Raw genomic sequence first — 17,887 nt, forward strand, 5'->3', positions numbered from 1 at the left:
CGAATCTCGGAGTGTAGTATAGAACAATACTATTCTTTGGGGGTTCTTTTTTTTGGAAAATTACAACGACATCAAACAAGGTGAAAAAGGAGCATGGCTAAGCATAGTTACCTACATATTCCTATCCGCTATAAAACTGTTTATTGGTACAGTCGCGGGATCTCAAGCGCTACTTGCAGATGGACTGAACAACAGTACGGATATTATCGCTTCTATCGCCATACTAATCGGCCTTAAGATCTCCAGGAGACCGCCGGATTCCAATCATAGCTATGGGCATTTCAGAGCGGAGACCGTAGCATCCTTAATTGCTTCATTTATTATGATTGTCGTAGGACTTCAGGTACTGTACCAGGGCGTGAACAAATTTATACAACCCGAACTGGAAAGTCCAGATCTTATAGCAGCCTGGACCGCAGTTTTTTGTGCTGTGATAATGATGGGCGTATATAGGTATAACATTAGACTGGCCCGTTCAATTAATAGTAACGCTATGCGAGCTGTAGCACTAGATAATCGATCAGATGCTTTAGTTAGCATAGGTGCTTTTGTCGGGATTGTAGCTTCTGGATTTGGAATTCCATGGCTTGATCCGCTTACAGCGATTATTGTTGGCCTGATTATCTGTAAGACGGCATGGGATATCTTTAGTAAAGCTACACATGACTTAACGGATGGTTTTGATGCCGAAGAGCTTGAACTCATGAAAGAAACCGTCGCTGAAATTGAAGGTGTGCAATCTATAAAAGATATCAAAGCTCGCATCCACGGGAATAACGTGCTAGTAGATACAACTGTATTAGTAGATTCCGAGCTTAGTGTGGTGCAGAGTCATGATATTACGGAAGAAATTGAAGAACAATTGAAAGATAGGCACCAAGTGTCAACTGTGCTTGTACACATAGAACCGGGACTGAAGTAGAGGCAAACACGTAGTGTGATTTTTCTCTGGATGGATATGGGATTTTCTCTGTGATTTTATTAATAGATCTTTTGAGCGGAAAGGTGGAGAATTAATTGTATTTATCGATATGTTAATTTCAGGAAATGGAATGGTGATTTTGTGATTGAATGGAAGGATTCTTATGATATCGGTGTTGAGAAAATAGACTGTCAGCACAGACTGTTGCTTTCGAAATTGAATGAATTTTTTGATGCTTGCAGTAAGCAGCAGGGGAAAGAGAAGATCGAAGAAACGCTGAAATTCTTGAAGGAATATACCATCGAGCATTTTAGCAATGAAGAGCAATTGATGGAAGAGATCGATTTTCCTGAATTGGCCGAACATCGTAAGACGCATGCTAATTTTGTAAAAGCCGTTCTTGAATTAGAAGAAACCATTAAAACCAAGGGAGTTTCCGTTCTCTCAACAATTAAGCTTAACCGTACCTTGACCGATTGGCTTCTGAATCACATTAATAAATGCGATAAGCTAATTGGTGAATGTATGGCTACGCGTGAAAGAGCTGTATAACAGTATACCTCCTCCAACGAAGATGCCGACGGGCATTTTCTTTTTTTTACGGGGAATGTGATAAAGAATTGTATTTCGTATTTGATACGTTTTCCGAAGTCAGCACCGTAATTTATACTGGGTTAACGGTTTGTGTTATGATTTGAGATAAGACGTATAGAGTTAGTACCGTAAAGGGGAGTGGAACGATGAAAACATTACGAATGTTAGCTTCAGGGTTTGCTATGCTGCTTATTCTGGGCCTTGTTAATTTTTACATTGGGTATCACGGTTGGCTGCTTGTCCATGAATGGTTCTCAGGTGCTTCCGCTGTTCTGTTCTGGACATTATTCCTGCTTGTTGCCTTTGCGTATGTCATTGGAATGATACCGTGGCCTACAATAGTGAAGCCGTTAGCCAGATTCTTTAAAGTGATTGGGTCGTATTATCTAGCTTGCATGGAATTCGCTATTATCATGTTGCCATTAGCTGATCTGTTATATGTGCTGCTGGGGTGGATGGGTGTCGATCGAACGCGCTACATCTCAGAAGCGGGTGGTACATTGCTAATATTATTGGTTGTTTTTCTAGTCTGGGGTTCGATCAACGCTTGGAGTACAGTGGTTCGTACACATCCTATTCCCATTGATAAATCCATCGGAACTAGCACACCACTTACCATCGCGGTTGCATCCGATCTGCATTTAGGAAATATCGTCGGCAATCGGCATCTCAAAAAAATGGTTGCCCAAATGAACGCTATGAAGCCTGATGTGATTTTGCTGGCTGGGGATGTACTTGACGATAGTATTGAGCCTTTTATTCGCAATCGTATGAGTGAACAGCTGAAGCAATTAAAAGCGCGCCATGGTGTCTACGCGGTACTGGGCAATCACGAATATTACGGTGGTTCGATTAAGGAATATACAGACTTAATGAGAAGCATAGGTATTAAAGTTCTACAGGATGAAGTTGAAGAAGTGGCGGGATCGTATATTGTAGGTAGAAAAGATAAGACTGCCGAGACGATGGAAGCCGGAGGCAGATTAAGCGTAAACTCCTTATTGAATGGCCTTGATCTAACACGTCCTGTGATCATGATGGATCATCAGCCTACCGGATTTGATGTCGCTGCCCAGGAAGGAGTAGATATTTTGCTCTCAGGGCATACGCACCGTGGACAGATTGCTCCTAATCACTGGATCACCAAGCGGTTGTTCGAACTGGACTGGGGTTACCTCCGAAAGGATAAATTGCATGTCGTTGTCTCCTCTGGCTATGGGACTTGGGGACCTCCAATCCGTTTAGCCAGCCGTTCGGAGATTATCAAGCTTGAAGTTGTATTAGAAGGGACTAAGCAGTACAGTGAAGAAGCCGTGTCTACAAAAACGGTGTTAATCTAACATAGAACTTAATTGGTATGAGACTGCCTTATCCGTAGGATTTTTCTGCGAGATGGGCAGTTTCTTTTTTTGATGGATCATTTACAACCGTTCGTATTGAATCAGCCTTTGCATACTCAGGCATTTTTCAATTTAGTGAAACTACTGCAAGCTTAGTTTCTGTCTCAGATAAATATTGGCAATCAAAAGGATTAAATGCTGAAAGAATTCGTATCCTAGTAGAAATATCCAAACAGGGCGGAACGATTTCACCTTCTACATTGGCTCACAATATTGGGGTTACCAAAGGTAATATTAGTCTGTTGCTGATACCCCTAGAGAAAGAGGGTTGGATTACCCGCTGGACTCATACCCAGGATGGTAGAAAAAGCGTGATTTCGATCACGGGCGAAGGACAGCGATTACTTTTAGAGCATCTTCCCGGAAATCGTCAAGTGGTCGCTGAACGTATGCAGGGTCTGGATGAACAAGAGCTTCGGCAACTCATCATTTTATTAGAAAAGCTTAGCAATGGCTAGATATAAATAATAATGTTGTGGTCTCGAAAACATGCAACAGAAAGGTTGGAGTGTTATGTCAATGATGGTTACTGGGGCTACAGGTCAATTAGGAAGTTTGATTATAGACCTTCTTCTTCAGTTTGTTCCAGCAGGTCAGATTATCGCATGTGTTCGTGATCGGGAGAAAGCAAATGATCTTTTGGGAAAAGGAGTTGAGATTCGCTTTGGCGATTGGCTGCACTACACGCTTGGGACTTCAGCGAACTTGCGGAGGTATTATCCGAGCTGACAGGAAAAAGAATCGTTCATCGGCAGGATTCAAGCATTCAGCACTGGATTTATTCATTCCTCGGGAAAATAGATACAGCTTCTACTTCAAAAGATATGGAGAGACTAATGGGACGGCCTGTTACCCCTTTGAAGGAAAGTCTTTTCACTTTTCTTCAGGTTTAAATAATGATCCTGACTAATTCTACTATATAGTGGTTCGATCTAAAGTAAGTAAATAATTATATTTACTGGCATGTTTTAATTCATCTAATATAATCCCATATACAGTATCGCGATATATTCCAACAGGCAGACCAAACCATATTTTGCGATACTTTTCGACTGCAGCCAGTTCACCTTGGAGTGCTTTTTCTAATCCTTCTTCATAGGAACTGATCCGTTGATATTGTTCACTACTAATCCCTGTGATATCTTGCCCGGTAATTTCTTTGAACATCCCCCGGAACATGAAGTTGTGCCCCCGTTCGTCATCTCGTATGGAGGTGATAATGGAGGCTTGCTCGGCGTTCGGGGCTAGTTGGATAATTTCATCATAGAAAAGCTCATCATTTCGTTCACCTTGCACAGCTTCTTGAATTAAATTTAATGCTTGTGGAAGAGAGGTTGACCATATAGGTTTGAATTCAGATCTGTTCTGAGAAAAGGGTGTCCAATACATTTCTTAATAACCTCCTGTTAAGTTAGTGTTAGAGTAGTATATGTACAATGGCCCAAAATGGTCTCTTTCGGTTCTTTAGTTGTTCTAACCCTTTAAAGTTGATACTATGGGTTCATCCGTTATTCAGGGAGTGTAAACGATGAAAAAGATTTTAGTAGCAGATGATGATAGTAATATTCGTACATTATTAAAGCATGTATTGACCAGAGAAGGTTATCAAGTAATGGAGGCCAGCGATGGCCGGGACGCGATACATAAACTGAAAGAAAGCATTGCGGATTTAGCCATTGTGGATGTGATGATGCCATACGTAGATGGGCTAGAGCTATGCCAGCATATAAGAGAAACGTATGATATACCGATCATTTTGTTAACAGCCCGTCAACAGCTAAGTGATAAAGAACAAGGCTATTTGCGGGGGACAGATGATTATGTAACGAAACCTTTTGAGCCGGAAGAATTGTTGTTTCGGATCAAAGCTTTATTTCGGCGTTATTCCATCGCTTCAGATGATCGGATTCGCTTGAATTCACTTGTTATCGATCGTAAAAATTATGAGATCACTGATGGTGATGAAGTACTATTGTTACCGGTAAAGGAATTTGAACTGCTCGCACAACTGGCCCAATATCCTGGAAGATTGTATTCACGCAGTGAGTTGATTGAGCTAGTATGGGGAATGGATTATGAAGGTGATGAACGCACGGTGGATGTACATATCAAGCGATTGCGTCAACGATTTGTGGATTATCAGAATGACTTTGTGATTCGGACGGTACGGGGAATTGGATATAAATTGGAGATGGTGAGCTCGTGAAGTCTTTGTATGTGAGAATGTGCATTCTCTTTTGCTCCGCCATTGTGGTGAGCAGCCTTCTTGGCTTCTTGGTGTCTAATATTTATTACCAAGCTCAGATTAAATCGCAGAACGATGCGAAGCTTACGGGGATGGCCATTGAAATCCAGCAGTTTGCAGAATCTCACCCGGAATCTATGGAGGATTACCTGCGAAGTGTAGCTGTACTGGGATATAAGATCTATTTAACTGATGCAGAAGGTCAATCCCGGTTTTACGGCAAGCCATTTCGGAAAGAGGATTTAGATCCGCAACAATTAGAGAAGGTCCTGAATGGACAAGTGTATCACGGTGTTGCTGAGTTTCCTGACAGCGCATTTATTACAGGTTTTTTTGATAATCAATTACGCAATACGATAGGCGTTCCTATTGAAGTCAATCATGAGACATTTGCGTTATTCATGCGGCCGGATGCAGAGGTTCAGTTCGGTGAACTACGCGTGTTTTTTGCTGTGATTATCGGTTTTACCGTGTTATTCAGTCTAGGATTCGTCATGATCAGCGTACTGCATGTGGTCAGACCCATCACTCGTTTGACAACGGCGACTAAACGGATTTCAAAAGGCAGATATGATATTAAATTAAATACGTGGCGCCGGGATGAGATTGGCCAGTTAGCCTCACACTTTATGATTATGAGTCGTGAGCTGGAACGGACCAATCGTGCCCGTCAAGAGTTTGTTGCGAATGTATCGCATGAAATCGAATCACCATTAACTTCTATCCAAGGATTTGCCCAAACCCTTAAAGATGCTACATTACCAGAGGATGAACGGATAGAGTACCTCAATATCATTGATCAAGAAAGCCATCGTCTATCGATGCTTAGTAAACAGCTGCTAACGTTATCTTCCCTCGATTATGATCCGGATTCCCTGCAGAAGAAACCGATAGATTTGCGTGCACAGCTGCGGCAGGTTGTACAAATCATGGAGTGGAGATTAACAGAGAAGCAATTAGCGGTTCGTTTAATTCTTACGGACATTAGCGTACATGGTGATTCTAATCTATTGTATCAGGTGTGGATGAACCTCATTACTAATGCTATCAAATATACACCTGCTGAGGGGTCCATTATGATTTCCGCAAAGCTAGACGAAGGGAATTGTGTAGTAACCTTTTCGGATACTGGAGAAGGCATTCCTGCAGAAGATTTACCGCTCATCTTTGACCGTTTTTATAAAGTCGACCGGGCACGTACACGAGAAACGCATAGTAGCGGTCTTGGACTAGCGATTACGCAAAAAATTGTAGAGACACATAACGGAACCATAGAGGTATCCAGTACAATTGGCAAAGGTACGACCTTTACTGTAACTCTTCCGCTTTTGTAACTCGTTATTCATACTCCGTTCATTTTCATCTTCTAAACTGTGACTATACAGATTAGAAGGAGTGGTAATATGTTTCTAGCCTTAAGGGAAATGCGACATTCTAAAGCCAGATACCTGTTAATAATGGTAATCATGTTATTGGTTTCCTTTCTTGTGCTTTTCGTAACGGGCCTGGCCAGAGGATTAGCGTATGCTAATATCTCAGCAATAGAGAATATGCCGGCGAACTATTATGTGGTGCAGAAGGATGCGGATCAGACGTTTAGACGTTCTCAGTTAACGGATACGGAGCTGGGTAGTGTTCGAGCAGTAGTAGGAGATAATAACGCTTCTTCACTCGCTCTACAGATGAGTACAGTGACTACGAACGATGCGGATGCTAAAGCAGATGTGACTTTTTTCGCAGTCGATATGAACGGTTTACTGGCTCCAAAAGTGATTGAAGGTGACAAGATTACGAATGATATGCAGGGAAGTGTCATCGTTGATCGTGACTTGGAACAGTCGGGTATTAAGATTGGCAGTACGATCCAAGATCAGGCAACCGGGAAGGAATTTAAAGTTACAGGATATGTTGAGAATAGCTCATACAGCCATACCCCAGTAGTCTATATTAACAATAAAGATTGGCAGGAAATGAGACAAGGCGTTAATCAAGGTAGTGAGGCTACATCAGGAGTGCCTTTTAATGTCATTGCGCTCAATGCAAACGCAGGGCAAGTGGATAAGATCTCTGCTAGTTCAAAAAATGTGGAAGTTATTACACAAAAAGTAGCGATCTCTAATATTCCGGGTTATTCATCAGAACAAGGTTCCCTGCTTATGATGATTGCCTTTCTGTTCGTAATCGCTGGGTTTGTTCTGGCTGTGTTCTTCTATGTCATTACAATTCAGAAAACAAGCCAGTTTGGCATTCTGAAAGCCATGGGTACAAAAATGTCTTACTTGGCTTGGAGCGTAGTAGGGCAAGTTATGATTTTGGCCATTGCAAGTCTTAGTATTAGCTTGCTGCTAACCTTTGGAATGAATCAGGTACTACCAGACACTATGCCGTTCCAACTGGAACCTTCTACGATTCTATTAACCAGCGGCTTGTTCGTGGGGATGTCTCTTTTAGGATCACTTATTTCTGTCGCTAAAGTGGCAAAAGTAGATGCATTAGAAGCAATTGGGAGGGCTGGAGCATGAGTGCGAAATTATTGATGAAGCAAGTAACCAAGACCTACGGAGACGGCGATACAACAGTATCTGTTCTGAACAATTTGAATCTTATAGTCAATGAAGGAGAATTCGTTGCTGTCCTTGGACCATCTGGAACAGGGAAGAGTACGTTCCTATCAGCGGCGGGTGCGCTTCTTACGCCAACCAGTGGTGAAATTTTCATCGACGGAGAATCACTTACAGATAAAAGTAAAAGTGAGCTGACTGAGCTACGATTAGAAAAAATAGGCTTTATGTTCCAAAGCGCACAGCTATTGCCTTACTTGAAGGTAGAAGAGCAGCTTCTCTTTGTAGCTAAACAGGGGAAGATGAGTTCTAAAGAAGCTAAGGAACGGGCAGCTGATTTGATGAAGCGTCTGGATATCTGGAAACGTCGAAACCATTATCCTGAGCAACTATCAGGCGGAGAGAAGCAACGTGTAGCTATCGCAAGAGCTTGGATGAATAAACCTGCAATCTTGTTTGCAGATGAACCAACAGCAAGCTTAGATTTCAAACGAGGTAGAGAAGTTGTGCAAATGATTGCTGACGAAGTTAAGAATGAGGGTAAAGCTGCCGTAATGGTCACTCATGATGAACGGATGCTCGAATGGTGTGATCGGGTGCTACATCTGGAAGATGGACATTTGGTTGAACATGAGTTAAGCAAAAATTAGTGAAAAAACGATTCATGCTATTTATGGCATGAATCGTTTTTTTGTGTGTGAACAAGGGTTTGTTCTTATTTGTCAGCTATGGTGACTTGACCTGAGCCATAGGTGTCAAACCAGCCTTTAATCGTGTTGAAATCACTGCTGAATGACAGTGCCAGTTCTAATAGAATTCGGGCATGAGCTGCGTTCAGATTATCTCCGGCAATGATTAGAGAGGTAATGAATCGAATAAATTACAAAATGCCGGACAATCCTTAGGAGATTGACCGGCATAGTTATAAGATTTACTTGATTACTTATCTTTCCTAGAGACAAGTAGTTTTTGAATAAAGACATGGGTAGCCATGGAGGAGGAGCTTTCTTTATGGCGAATAATCGAGAATTGTCTTTCAAGATGATGATGTCTGATGGGGAGCTCACAGATTTCACCACTTGCTAATTCTTTGCGCACAATCCATCTGGAGAGCATCGCAATTCCCAAACCAGAGGCAACGGCTTCCTTAACCCCTTGACTACTGTTGAAGACATAGGATCTTTTGACAGAAATCTCTTCTTTTTGAATGAAATGATCACTGAATGCACGCGTTCCAGAGCCGAGCTCACGTAAAACCCAAACCTGATTTTGTAGCACTCCATGTTCCACAGAGACTATTTTTGACAAAGGATGGTTGGCAGGGGAGACGATAATCATCTCGTCCTTCATGTAAGGAGTGACGATCAGATCATTTTCATGGGCTTCTCCTTCGATAAACCCAATATCCAATTCATTGGCTCTAACCCCACCAATAATTTCTTCAGTATTACCTATCGTCACCTGAAGCTTGACTTGTGGGTATTGATTTGCGAATTCCGCAAGTCTTGAGGGTAGTATATACTCTCCAATCGTAAAGCTGGCACCAATATGTATACTGCCAGTAACCTCATCCTGAAGCATTTGTATTTCCTGATGAGCTTCTTCGAAGTGGGCCAATATTTGTTTGGCGTGATTATAAAGTATTGTACCTGCTTCGGTTAATTTTACTTGTTTCGGAGATCGGTGTAGAAGCTTTGCGCCTAGTTCATTCTCAAGATTCCGGATATGTAGACTGACACCGGGTTGAGATAGATTCAGTAATTCTCCTGCTTTAGAAAAATGACTTTGCTCAGCAACTGTAACGAAAACCCGTAATGTATCCACAATCATAGAATTCCCTCACTAAAAGTCCCGAATGTATTTAAAATTCCTTATCAAGCACGAACTGAGCTTTCTTCTGCGAAAATCCAATACGTGTATAGAAACGTACCGCATCTTCTCTAGTCTGGTTGGTACGCACTCTTAATTTGTTCACTCCAATTTGTGCTGCCCAGCGTTCACAGGTTTCAACAAGTTGTCTGCCGATCCCTTCTCCACGATACTGCCCATCGACCACCAAACCACAAATTTCAACAAAGGGTGGAGATTCAATTAACATTCGCACATTGGCGTGAATCCATCCGATTAATTGGCTATCCGACTCAGCTACATAAATAGCATGATCTTTACGATTTCTGATATCTTGAAGTCTATCTGCTAGCTGTTCGATATTTAAAGGATATCCGAGCTCACTGGATAGTTTTGCAATATCTTGTGTATCGCTAAATGAAGCTGTCCTAATATGTATGATCATCCGCCACCTTAATATAATGTTGTTTCATGCTGTTTTTTTATTATAGTTCATCTCATTCAGAGGAACATCTCTATGTAAATTACTTCGTACTATTTCGATAAGCGGATGGGGAGAGACCCATCGCCTTTTTGAAATATTTAGAGAAATGAGCCAATTCCATGCCGACTTGTTCCGCAATATCTGAAATGCTGTAATCTGTGTAAGAAAGCTGTCTTTTAGCGTGCTCCATACGTTTCAATTGAACATAGGCCATGGGAGTTACCCCCATGAATCTTTTGAAATAAGGTATAAAATAGTTCGGGTGCAGGTGGACAAGCTCTGCTAGTTCATCAATCTCTATGGGCTTATTTAGACAATTATCGATGTAATGGAGCACATGAGCCAGCTTACCATGGTCTCCGGTGTGTATGAATTGCGTCATAAAGTCTGTATGACTACTGTCGCTCGATTCAAGACAAGTGGCAATGAGATTAAGCAAACAAGCCTGTGTGCGAAGGATAGATAAGACATCGTCCTTTTGAAATTGTTCGATCATCTCCACGAAAATTGCCCTTATTGAATCTGGATTAGGCGAATCACAGATGTATAATTTTTTCTCCGCATGGAATAAAGGCCATTCTCCAATGTCAGCATCAAAGTGGCAGTAATAACGGATATATGGATCATCGATAGAAGTTTCGGTAGTTTGTGTGCTCCCCGCAGGCATGATCATTAGCTGACCTGGCTTCGGATAGTAGGTAATCCCGTTTATAATTACTTTCCCCTCACCCCCATCAATAAAATATAGCCGATTAAAAGCGGGGGTTTCCAGCGTGCGGTTCCATCCGGGATATCTATTACTAAGTTGGGCATGGGTCACAGTAACCTTGAGATTCTGCAGGAGACGTCCTGATAAGTTCCCTGAATTGTTCATCATTTAACTCCTTTAAAGCTTTTATATCCTCATTATAACGGTTTCATTTAACTAAAACATCTTACTTAAATACAAATAGTTCTTAATTTCGATCATGTTCATGTCCTTAAATAAAGTATATCCTCTAACCATAACCATTAATAAGGAAGTGATCAGAGATGGGTACAGTTCGTTATGGGATTATTGGTATTGGAAATATGGGAACCGCACATGCGCAAAGTCTTCTGAGTGAGATTAAGGGGGCTGAGCTTACAGCCGTATGTGATATAAGAGAAGAACGTTTGAAATGGGCTGAAGAGCAATTACCTGAGAATGTTAGGAAATATTCTACGCCGAAGGAATTATTCGAGTCACGTATCATGGATGCGGTATTAATCTGTACTCCGCATTATGATCACCCTACACTTGCAATCGAAGCTTTTCAGTATGGTTATCATGTACTAGTGGAGAAGCCTGCAGGTGTTTATACGAAAGCTGTTCAACAGATGAACGATGCTGCAGCACAGTCTGACCGCAAATTTGGAATCATGTACAATCAGCGTACGAATCCTTTGTATCAGAAGCTGAGAGATCTTATTCAGTCTGGTGAGTTAGGTGATATTCGCCGGACGAATTGGATTATTACCGACTGGTATAGATCGCAGAACTACTATAACTCTGGTGGCTGGCGGGCGACATGGGCGGGTGAAGGTGGCGGGGTATTGCTTAATCAAGATCCTCATCAGCTAGATTTATGGCAATGGACGACAGGCATGATGCCGAAGCGGATAAGAGCATTTTGCCACTTTGGAAAATATCGCAACATTGAGGTTGAAGATGATGTAACCGCTTATGTGGAATACGAGAATGGCGCTACAGGTCTGTTTATTACTACAACTGGAGAGGCACCGGGAACTAATCGTTTTGAAATCAATGGCGATAATGGGAAAATCGTAGTGGAGGACGGGAAGCTAACCTTTTGGCGTTTACGTACACCGGAGCCGCAGTTCAACGCAGAGTTTACGGGAGGTTTCGGTAGTCCGGAATGTTGGAAATGTGAGATACCTGTACAAGATGGCGGAGGGGAGCAGCATAAAGGGATTCTACGGAACTTTACGAATGCCATTTTGCATGATGAGGTTTTACTTGCTCCCGGGGAGGAAGGGATTAAGGGGCTTACCCTTTCAAATGCCATGTATTTATCGGCTTGGACGGACAATTGGGTGGAGCTTCCGATGGATTCGGATTTATTCTACGAAAAGCTGATGGACAAAGTAAAAAATTCGACTTTCCAAAAGGAAGCCTCAGAAACTAAAACATTGAATGTTAAAGGAACTCATTAAATCGAAGGAGAGAGGTTAAATCCTATGAAACGTTCGACGATTGCGGCTCAAATGTACACGTTACGTGACTATACTCAAACTGCGGAGGATTTAAGATCAACTTTTCAAAAGGTATCGGCAATGGGTTATGAGAGCATTCAGATTTCAGCAATTGGACCAATCGATCCGAAGCTTGTTAAACAATATGCGGATGAATCAGGGCTGACGATATGTGCGACCCATGTGTCCTGGGATCGGTTATTGAATGATCTGGATGCGCTGGCCGCAGAGCATAAGCTGTGGAATTGCAAATATATTGGACTTGGAAGTTTACCGGAAGAATTTCGTACGGGGCTTGAAAGCTACCGGGAATTCGCGAAATTGATATCTGAAATTGCAATAACTCTAAAAGAACAACATGATCTGCAATTTGTTTATCATAACCATGATTTTGAATTTGAATGCTTTGAAGGTTTTACTGGAATGGAAGTACTGCTTAATGAGACTGATCCATCAGTTGGTTTCATACTTGATTTATATTGGGTGCAGGCAGGTGGCGCGAGTCCGGAAGAATGGATACGTAAAGTTGAAGGCAGAATGCAGGTTGTGCATTTAAAGGATATGGCGATAGTTGATAGGAAACAGGTTTTTGCTGAAATAGGCGAAGGAAACATGAACTATGCGGAAATCATTACTACTTGTCGTGAGACGGGTGTTGAATGGTACGTTGTGGAGCAGGATGTTTGTAGACGTGATCCTTTTGAGAGCTTAGAGGTGAGTCTGCGCTATCTTATTAGCCTATTATAGAATCGATAAGAAGCCATTAGGAGGATTCTGATGAATAGAATAGATGGGATGACCTATGCACCCACATATGAAGCTAAACCCGTAGTGATGCCGGGTGAATTCATCATCGCAGCTATTGCCCTAGATCACGGTCATATTTATGGGATGTGTAATGGTCTCGTTGAGGCTGGTGCTGAGCTGAAATGGGTATATGATCCGGATGAAGAGAAAGTTAGAGCATTCATAGCCAAATATCCTGGAGTTAGGGCTGCTGAGACTATGGATGATATATTGGAAGATCCAGAGGTTCGCTTAGTTGCAGCGGCAGCTATTCCTTCAGAACGAGGCCCTTTAGGAAATAAGGTTATGGTTCATGGAAAGGATTATTTTACGGATAAAACCCCTTTTACAACACTAGAACAGCTGGATGCTGCTAGAGCTTTGGTCGCAGCAACCAATCGGAAGTACATGGTTTACTATAGTGAGCGTCTTCATGTTGAAAGCGCAATCTATGCAGGCCGGTTGATCCGTCAAGGGGCTATTGGTCGTGTTCTTCAAGTCATTGGATTAGGTCCGCATCGATTAAATGCTTCTAGTCGGCCGGAATGGTTCTTTGAGCGGGAGAAATATGGCGGCATCCTGTGTGATATCGGCAGTCATCAAATAGAACAATTTTTGTATTATACAGAGTGTCAGGATGCTACAGTTGTTCACAGTAAGGTAGCAAATTATAATCATCCATCCTACCCTGAATTGGAGGATTTTGGTGATGTTACGCTTGTTGGGGACAATGGTTCAACCCAATACTTCCGTGTAGATTGGTTTACGCCTGACGGGCTCGGAACCTGGGGAGATGGGCGCACCATGATTATGGGAACGGAAGGCTACATTGAACTGCGCAAATATACTGATATTGGTCGTTCAAATACACCGGATCATGTGTACTGGGTGAACGGGGAAGGGGAGCATTACGAGCATGTAGCTGGAAAGGTTGGATTTCCGTTCTTTGGTGAGCTTATCCTCGATTGTCTGAACCGGACGGAGCTGGCCATGACTCAAGCACATGTCTTCAAAGCTGCTGAACTATGTTTGAAGGCTCAAGCCCAGGCGATGAATCTAACCCCTAATCAACTTAAATAGCGAATGGAATAATGAATGGAGGTGGTAAAGGTGAACAAACTTGGAGTAGCGATTATTGGCTGCGGGGCGATATCTCCTCTCCATGCTAAAGTAATATCAGCTATAAAAGAGGTGAACCTACTTACAGTTGTAGATATTGATGCTGATAAAGCTACACGAGCAGGAAAAGAATATGCCTGCGATGCCACAGATGATTATAGAGAAATACTAAATGATAATCGTATTGATGTTGTACATCTCTGTACACCTCATTATCTGCATGCAGAAATGGCTGTAGAGCTATTACGTGCAGGGAAGCATGTGTTAACAGAAAAGCCAATCGCCGTCGATCTTCCTTCAGCCAAGCGTATGCTGGAAGCAGCGGAAGAGAGCTCCGGCCAGCTTGGTGTGGTGTTCCAGAACCGTTATAATGATGCTTCCATTTATATGAAGAAGACGATTGATTCTGGCGCATTAGGGAAACTGCTTTGTATGAAAGGTGTCGTAACCTGGCATCGAAATGAAAGTTACTACAAAGATAGCAATTGGAGGGGACGATGGTCCACGGAAGGCGGAGGTGTTCTAATTAATCAGACTATTCATACCTTGGATTTACTTCAGTGGTATGGGGGTGAAATTAAATCCGTGAAAGGCAGTATTACCACAGATGTGCTGGATGGCGTCATTGAAGTAGAAGATACTGCCCATGCTTGTATTGACTTCGCCAATAATGTTCGCGGGCTATTTTATGGCACAAATACCTATCTCGAGAACACTCCCGTGGAGTTGGAGCTAGTTTTTGAAGAGGGGACTCTTAACCTCCGTCGAGAGCATTTGTATCTTTGGAAAGATGGGAAGGAAACCTTGGTTTGTGAGCCTATATTCAGTCCTACGGAAGGCAAATCGTATTGGGGGACTGGGCATAAGAGACTAATCGAGGACTTCTATGATCACATTTTCAGTGGATCAAAGTTTTGGCTGGATGGTCCTGAGGGGATAAAAGCGCTGGAACTGGTGAAGCATATTTATAGCTCATCGCAGAGGAACAAATAAGTCATAAATATAGCGAAGGCTGTTCATATGTAGATTTATCTACAAATGAAGCAGCTTTTTCGTGTTTAGGGACTTCCCGCATTGGGTTAAACACTAAGAAGACTACGACTTGCCGAGGATAGATTTGATTAATTCTCCTTAGTGGAATAATCTAAAGTAAGTATAGGTTATATACAGCAAGATATCTGGAGGGCGCATACAATATGGAGAAAATATTACAGAACATTAGAACGAACACCAAGCTAATTTCCATTGTGCAGACTATTGTTTTTACCTTTGTCATATTATACGTACTGATGTTTCTTTCTGGCGGATTATTCACCACCTTTTTTATTATGCTCATTGCTTGTTTCGTTAGCTTAATTGCGGCTTTACTCATGTTAATTCGAAAAAGCTTCTTATGGGTAATCGTTGATCTTGCTGCGGCGGGCAGCATGTTTATTTATTTTATTAATAATGCTTAGGTGTTATTAATCCTTGCATGAAGCGGGTTTATGGCTGTAGCTTAAGTTCCTTACCGTAGAGGACTTATTTCTCTCTTTTTTGCAAGCTTTTAAATAATTTATTTTTTTCATATAATAGTAGATATTAAATTTATAAATAATTGTAATACACTCGGATAAGGGTATAATTGAGACAGAAAAGGTGTGACGCCTAAGAAGGAGCGCCCACATCCTTTCTGCAAAATTCAGGGGATAAGGATGGTAATAATGGGCAAAAGTGCAACTGAAACAGACGTCATTTTAATTGGTGCTGGAATCATGAGTGCGACTTTAGGAACACTTTTAAAAGAATTAGTGCCGGATTGGAAGATTAAAGTGTTTGAAAAGCTCGAAAATGCAGGTGAGGAAAGCTCTAATGAATGGAATAATGCAGGAACTGGACATGCGGCGCTCTGCGAGCTTAACTACACTGTCGAAAAATCCGACGGAACTGTGGATATAAGTAAAGCCATCCAAATTAATGAACAGTTTCAACTTTCAATGCAATTTTGGTCTTATTTGGTAAATCGTAAGCTGATACATAATCCGCAGGACTTTATTATGCCCTTGCCCCATATGAGTTTGGTACTAGGGGAGAAGAATGTAGCTTTTTTGAAGAGAAGATTTGAAGCGCTCTCAAAAAATCCATTGTTTCAAGGTATGGAATTTTCCGATGACTCTAGCAAATTAATGGAATGGATACCGCTTATTATACAAAATCGTCCATCGAATGAACCTATAGCAGCAACAAAAATAGACTCTGGCACAGATGTTAACTTTGGTGCTTTAACGCGTATATTATTTGATCACTTAAAGAGTAAAAATGTAGAACTCCATTATAAACATTGTGTGGATGGAATCAAACGTACAAGCGATGGGTCATGGGACTTGAGAGTGAAGAACGACAGCGGTACTATTGAACATCATACTGCAAAATTTGTCTTTGTTGGTGGCGGGGGAGGAAGCTTGCATATCCTGCAAAAATCAGGTATTCCTGAAGGGAAGCATATTGGTGGATTCCCGGTAAGTGGAATATTTATGGTGTGTAATAAACCAGAAGTTATAGCCCAGCATCATGCAAAAGTATACGGTAAAGCTAAGGTTGGAGCACCTCCAATGTCTGTTCCGCATCTGGACACTAGATTTATTGACAACAAAAAATCGTTGCTATTTGGACCGTTTGCTGGTTTCTCACCAAAATTTTTAAAAACCGGTTCAATGTTTGATTTGATCACTTCCGTAAAACCGGATAATCTCCTAACGATGTTGTCTGCAGGTGCAAAAAACATGTCTTTGACCAAATACCTAATCGAGCAAGTGTTGTTATCGAAGGAAAAACGCATGGAGGAATTACGAGAGTTTATCCCGAATGCCAAAATAGAGGATTGGGATCTAGTCGTAGCAGGCCAACGCGTGCAGGTAATCAAAGATACAGAGGACGGCAAAGGTATTCTTCAATTCGGTACAGAGGTTATTAGCGCCGCAGATGGTTCGATTGCAGCATTGCTTGGGGCTTCCCCAGGTGCTTCTACGGCTGTTCACGTGATGCTTGAAGTACTTAATAAATGTTTCCCTCAGCATATAAAAGAGTGGGAACCGAAAATAAAAGAAATGATTCCTTCTTATGGCCTGTCACTACTGGACAATCCAGAGCTTTTGCATGAAGTGCACACATTAACGGCAACTACTTTGGGTCTAGGTGGAAAAGAGCGAGTGAATAGTTAAAAAATGATCAATCGCTCGAAAGTCTGATAATTGACAGAGATTTTCTTCGAGAAAGCCTATGGATTTAATTCATAGGTTTTTTGTTGAGTTCTGAAAGAACTTTTGGAGAATAACGAATACTATATCATCTTTGCGAACTTCAAGGCTTTTCCGCAAGAGAAGGACGTAACTGATGTTCAGACCTATGAGGAGTTCTTAAATAGTGATTGCCAGCTTGTACTTTTAGTCGTTGATTGTGAATATGCTACAGTTTATTGTAAAGACCAAGGAAAGCTTGAAGCGCTGTACCATAATGCGATTGCAAATGGATATGAAGATGTTCAGTACATTACGTATGAAAATGACTTCAGAACAAGATTGTCAGTAAGGTAGAAAAATAAAAGTTCTGTTAGATCGTAGGGGATTTGACGAACAAATCATTCGTTTGTTACAATGGCCCCATCAATTAGGAAAAGGATGAGGACGATGGTTCGTCATTTGAAACGGTTTAAGA

Annotated in this window: 20 protein-coding genes and 1 pseudogene; 17 read left to right on the forward strand and 4 right to left on the reverse strand. The window is 41.7% G+C overall.

Features of this window, described 5'->3' with window-relative positions:
* The first annotated feature begins 52 nt into the window (after positions 1-52).
* From M2444_RS01640 to M2444_RS01665, 6 genes and pseudogenes are all read left to right on the forward strand, one after another.
* Entirely contained in the window at positions 53-922 is an 870-nt protein-coding gene (locus tag M2444_RS01640) for a cation diffusion facilitator family transporter (RefSeq protein ID WP_094876076.1), read from the forward strand.
* Between the two features lie 141 nt (positions 923-1,063).
* Positions 1,064-1,474, forward strand: a complete 411-nt coding sequence (locus M2444_RS01645) for a bacteriohemerythrin (protein ID WP_280786070.1) — start codon at positions 1,064-1,066, stop codon at positions 1,472-1,474.
* A gap of 188 nt (positions 1,475-1,662) precedes the next feature.
* Positions 1,663-2,856: a metallophosphoesterase gene (locus tag M2444_RS01650; protein ID WP_280786071.1), complete on the forward strand. Its 1,194-nt coding sequence runs from the start codon at positions 1,663-1,665 to the stop codon at positions 2,854-2,856.
* Positions 2,857-3,101: 245 nt separating this feature from the next.
* Positions 3,102-3,164 (forward strand): annotated as a pseudogene (locus tag M2444_RS01655) (hypothetical protein); the annotation flags it as partial.
* Positions 3,165-3,227: 63 nt separating this feature from the next.
* The gene (locus M2444_RS01660; protein WP_280786072.1) at positions 3,228-3,374 is read left to right on the forward strand and encodes a hypothetical protein; all 147 of its coding nucleotides are present in this window, start codon (positions 3,228-3,230) and stop codon (positions 3,372-3,374) included.
* 61 nt (positions 3,375-3,435) lie between these two features.
* The gene (locus M2444_RS01665; RefSeq protein WP_348536898.1) at positions 3,436-3,645 is read left to right on the forward strand and encodes an SDR family oxidoreductase; all 210 of its coding nucleotides are present in this window, start codon (positions 3,436-3,438) and stop codon (positions 3,643-3,645) included.
* 186 nt (positions 3,646-3,831) lie between these two features.
* Here M2444_RS01665 and M2444_RS01670 read toward each other — a convergent pair whose 3' ends face one another.
* Positions 3,832-4,305, reverse strand: coding sequence for a ferritin-like domain-containing protein (locus tag M2444_RS01670; protein WP_094876080.1), 474 nt, complete (start codon positions 4,303-4,305; stop codon positions 3,832-3,834).
* Positions 4,306-4,444: 139 nt separating this feature from the next.
* Between M2444_RS01670 and M2444_RS01675 the strand changes: the two genes are divergently transcribed.
* From M2444_RS01675 to M2444_RS01690, 4 genes are all read left to right on the forward strand, one after another.
* The gene (locus tag M2444_RS01675) at positions 4,445-5,122 is read left to right on the forward strand and encodes a response regulator transcription factor (RefSeq protein WP_094876081.1); all 678 of its coding nucleotides are present in this window, start codon (positions 4,445-4,447) and stop codon (positions 5,120-5,122) included.
* Positions 5,119-6,495: a sensor histidine kinase gene (locus tag M2444_RS01680; protein WP_280786073.1), complete on the forward strand. Its 1,377-nt coding sequence runs from the start codon at positions 5,119-5,121 to the stop codon at positions 6,493-6,495. Before M2444_RS01675 ends, M2444_RS01680 begins: the two co-directional genes overlap by 4 nt.
* A 69-nt stretch (positions 6,496-6,564) precedes the next feature.
* Complete coding sequence (locus M2444_RS01685; RefSeq protein WP_094869837.1) at positions 6,565-7,683, forward strand: ABC transporter permease; 1,119 nt, start codon at positions 6,565-6,567, stop codon at positions 7,681-7,683.
* Positions 7,680-8,372: an ABC transporter ATP-binding protein gene (locus M2444_RS01690; RefSeq protein WP_094869838.1), complete on the forward strand. Its 693-nt coding sequence runs from the start codon at positions 7,680-7,682 to the stop codon at positions 8,370-8,372. The genes M2444_RS01685 and M2444_RS01690 overlap by 4 nt, the downstream gene beginning before the upstream one ends.
* Before the next feature lie 289 nt (positions 8,373-8,661).
* On the opposite strand, the gene M2444_RS01695 is transcribed toward M2444_RS01690, so the two are convergent.
* The 3 genes from M2444_RS01695 to M2444_RS01705 all read right to left on the reverse strand — a co-directional run bounded on the left by M2444_RS01695 (position 8,662) and on the right by M2444_RS01705 (position 10,931).
* On the reverse strand, positions 8,662-9,552 hold the full coding sequence (locus M2444_RS01695) for a LysR family transcriptional regulator (RefSeq protein ID WP_094876084.1): 891 nt from the start codon (positions 9,550-9,552) through the stop codon (positions 8,662-8,664).
* A 31-nt stretch (positions 9,553-9,583) separates the two neighbouring features.
* Positions 9,584-10,015: a GNAT family N-acetyltransferase gene (locus M2444_RS01700; RefSeq protein WP_280786074.1), complete on the reverse strand. Its 432-nt coding sequence runs from the start codon at positions 10,013-10,015 to the stop codon at positions 9,584-9,586.
* 79 nt (positions 10,016-10,094) lie between these two features.
* Complete coding sequence (locus M2444_RS01705; protein ID WP_348536899.1) at positions 10,095-10,931, reverse strand: helix-turn-helix domain-containing protein; 837 nt, start codon at positions 10,929-10,931, stop codon at positions 10,095-10,097.
* A gap of 155 nt (positions 10,932-11,086) precedes the next feature.
* Between M2444_RS01705 and M2444_RS01710 the strand changes: the two genes are divergently transcribed.
* The 7 genes from M2444_RS01710 (at position 11,087) to M2444_RS01740 (ending at position 17,766) form a co-directional block, all read left to right on the forward strand.
* Positions 11,087-12,250 carry a Gfo/Idh/MocA family protein gene (locus tag M2444_RS01710; RefSeq protein ID WP_280786075.1) on the forward strand — a complete coding sequence of 388 codons (1,164 nt, stop codon included), beginning with the start codon at positions 11,087-11,089 and terminating at the stop codon, positions 12,248-12,250.
* 24 nt (positions 12,251-12,274) lie between these two features.
* On the forward strand, positions 12,275-13,036 hold the full coding sequence (locus tag M2444_RS01715; RefSeq protein WP_280786076.1) for a sugar phosphate isomerase/epimerase family protein: 762 nt from the start codon (positions 12,275-12,277) through the stop codon (positions 13,034-13,036).
* A 30-nt stretch (positions 13,037-13,066) separates the two neighbouring features.
* On the forward strand, positions 13,067-14,155 hold the full coding sequence (locus M2444_RS01720) for a Gfo/Idh/MocA family protein (RefSeq protein WP_280786077.1): 1,089 nt from the start codon (positions 13,067-13,069) through the stop codon (positions 14,153-14,155).
* A 30-nt stretch (positions 14,156-14,185) separates the two neighbouring features.
* Positions 14,186-15,187 carry a Gfo/Idh/MocA family protein gene (locus M2444_RS01725; protein WP_280786078.1) on the forward strand — a complete coding sequence of 334 codons (1,002 nt, stop codon included), beginning with the start codon at positions 14,186-14,188 and terminating at the stop codon, positions 15,185-15,187.
* Between the two features lie 203 nt (positions 15,188-15,390).
* Positions 15,391-15,651: a hypothetical protein gene (locus tag M2444_RS01730; RefSeq protein WP_280786079.1), complete on the forward strand. Its 261-nt coding sequence runs from the start codon at positions 15,391-15,393 to the stop codon at positions 15,649-15,651.
* Between the two features lie 246 nt (positions 15,652-15,897).
* Entirely contained in the window at positions 15,898-17,394 is a 1,497-nt protein-coding gene (locus M2444_RS01735; protein WP_094869847.1) for a malate:quinone oxidoreductase, read from the forward strand.
* A 102-nt stretch (positions 17,395-17,496) separates the two neighbouring features.
* Positions 17,497-17,766 carry a DUF2691 family protein gene (locus M2444_RS01740; protein WP_280786080.1) on the forward strand — a complete coding sequence of 90 codons (270 nt, stop codon included), beginning with the start codon at positions 17,497-17,499 and terminating at the stop codon, positions 17,764-17,766.
* Positions 17,767-17,887 lie beyond the last annotated feature (121 nt).

The organism is Paenibacillus sp. PastF-3, assembly GCF_029893135.1.
Lineage (GTDB): Bacteria > Bacillota > Bacilli > Paenibacillales > Paenibacillaceae > Paenibacillus_AQ > Paenibacillus_AQ nitricinens.

What these genes read in the sequence shown, in the direction of transcription:
- M2444_RS01735 (WP_094869847.1), top strand. Translation starts at nt 15,898, where the DNA reads ATGGGCAAAAGTGCAACTGAAACAGACGTCATTTTAATTGGTGCTGGA.
- M2444_RS01705 (WP_348536899.1), bottom strand. Translation starts at nt 10,931, where the DNA reads ATGATGAACAATTCAGGGAACTTATCAGGACGTCTCCTGCAGAATCTC.
- M2444_RS01720 (WP_280786077.1), top strand. Translation starts at nt 13,067, where the DNA reads ATGAATAGAATAGATGGGATGACCTATGCACCCACATATGAAGCTAAA.
- M2444_RS01650 (WP_280786071.1), top strand. Translation starts at nt 1,663, where the DNA reads ATGAAAACATTACGAATGTTAGCTTCAGGGTTTGCTATGCTGCTTATT.
- M2444_RS01670 (WP_094876080.1), bottom strand. Translation starts at nt 4,305, where the DNA reads ATGTATTGGACACCCTTTTCTCAGAACAGATCTGAATTCAAACCTATA.
- M2444_RS01730 (WP_280786079.1), top strand. Translation starts at nt 15,391, where the DNA reads ATGGAGAAAATATTACAGAACATTAGAACGAACACCAAGCTAATTTCC.
- M2444_RS01700 (WP_280786074.1), bottom strand. Translation starts at nt 10,015, where the DNA reads ATGATCATACATATTAGGACAGCTTCATTTAGCGATACACAAGATATT.
- M2444_RS01715 (WP_280786076.1), top strand. Translation starts at nt 12,275, where the DNA reads ATGAAACGTTCGACGATTGCGGCTCAAATGTACACGTTACGTGACTAT.
- M2444_RS01710 (WP_280786075.1), top strand. Translation starts at nt 11,087, where the DNA reads ATGGGTACAGTTCGTTATGGGATTATTGGTATTGGAAATATGGGAACC.
- M2444_RS01665 (WP_348536898.1), top strand. Translation starts at nt 3,436, where the DNA reads ATGATGGTTACTGGGGCTACAGGTCAATTAGGAAGTTTGATTATAGAC.
- M2444_RS01675 (WP_094876081.1), top strand. Translation starts at nt 4,445, where the DNA reads ATGAAAAAGATTTTAGTAGCAGATGATGATAGTAATATTCGTACATTA.
- M2444_RS01690 (WP_094869838.1), top strand. Translation starts at nt 7,680, where the DNA reads ATGAGTGCGAAATTATTGATGAAGCAAGTAACCAAGACCTACGGAGAC.
- M2444_RS01695 (WP_094876084.1), bottom strand. Translation starts at nt 9,552, where the DNA reads ATGATTGTGGATACATTACGGGTTTTCGTTACAGTTGCTGAGCAAAGT.
- M2444_RS01685 (WP_094869837.1), top strand. Translation starts at nt 6,565, where the DNA reads ATGTTTCTAGCCTTAAGGGAAATGCGACATTCTAAAGCCAGATACCTG.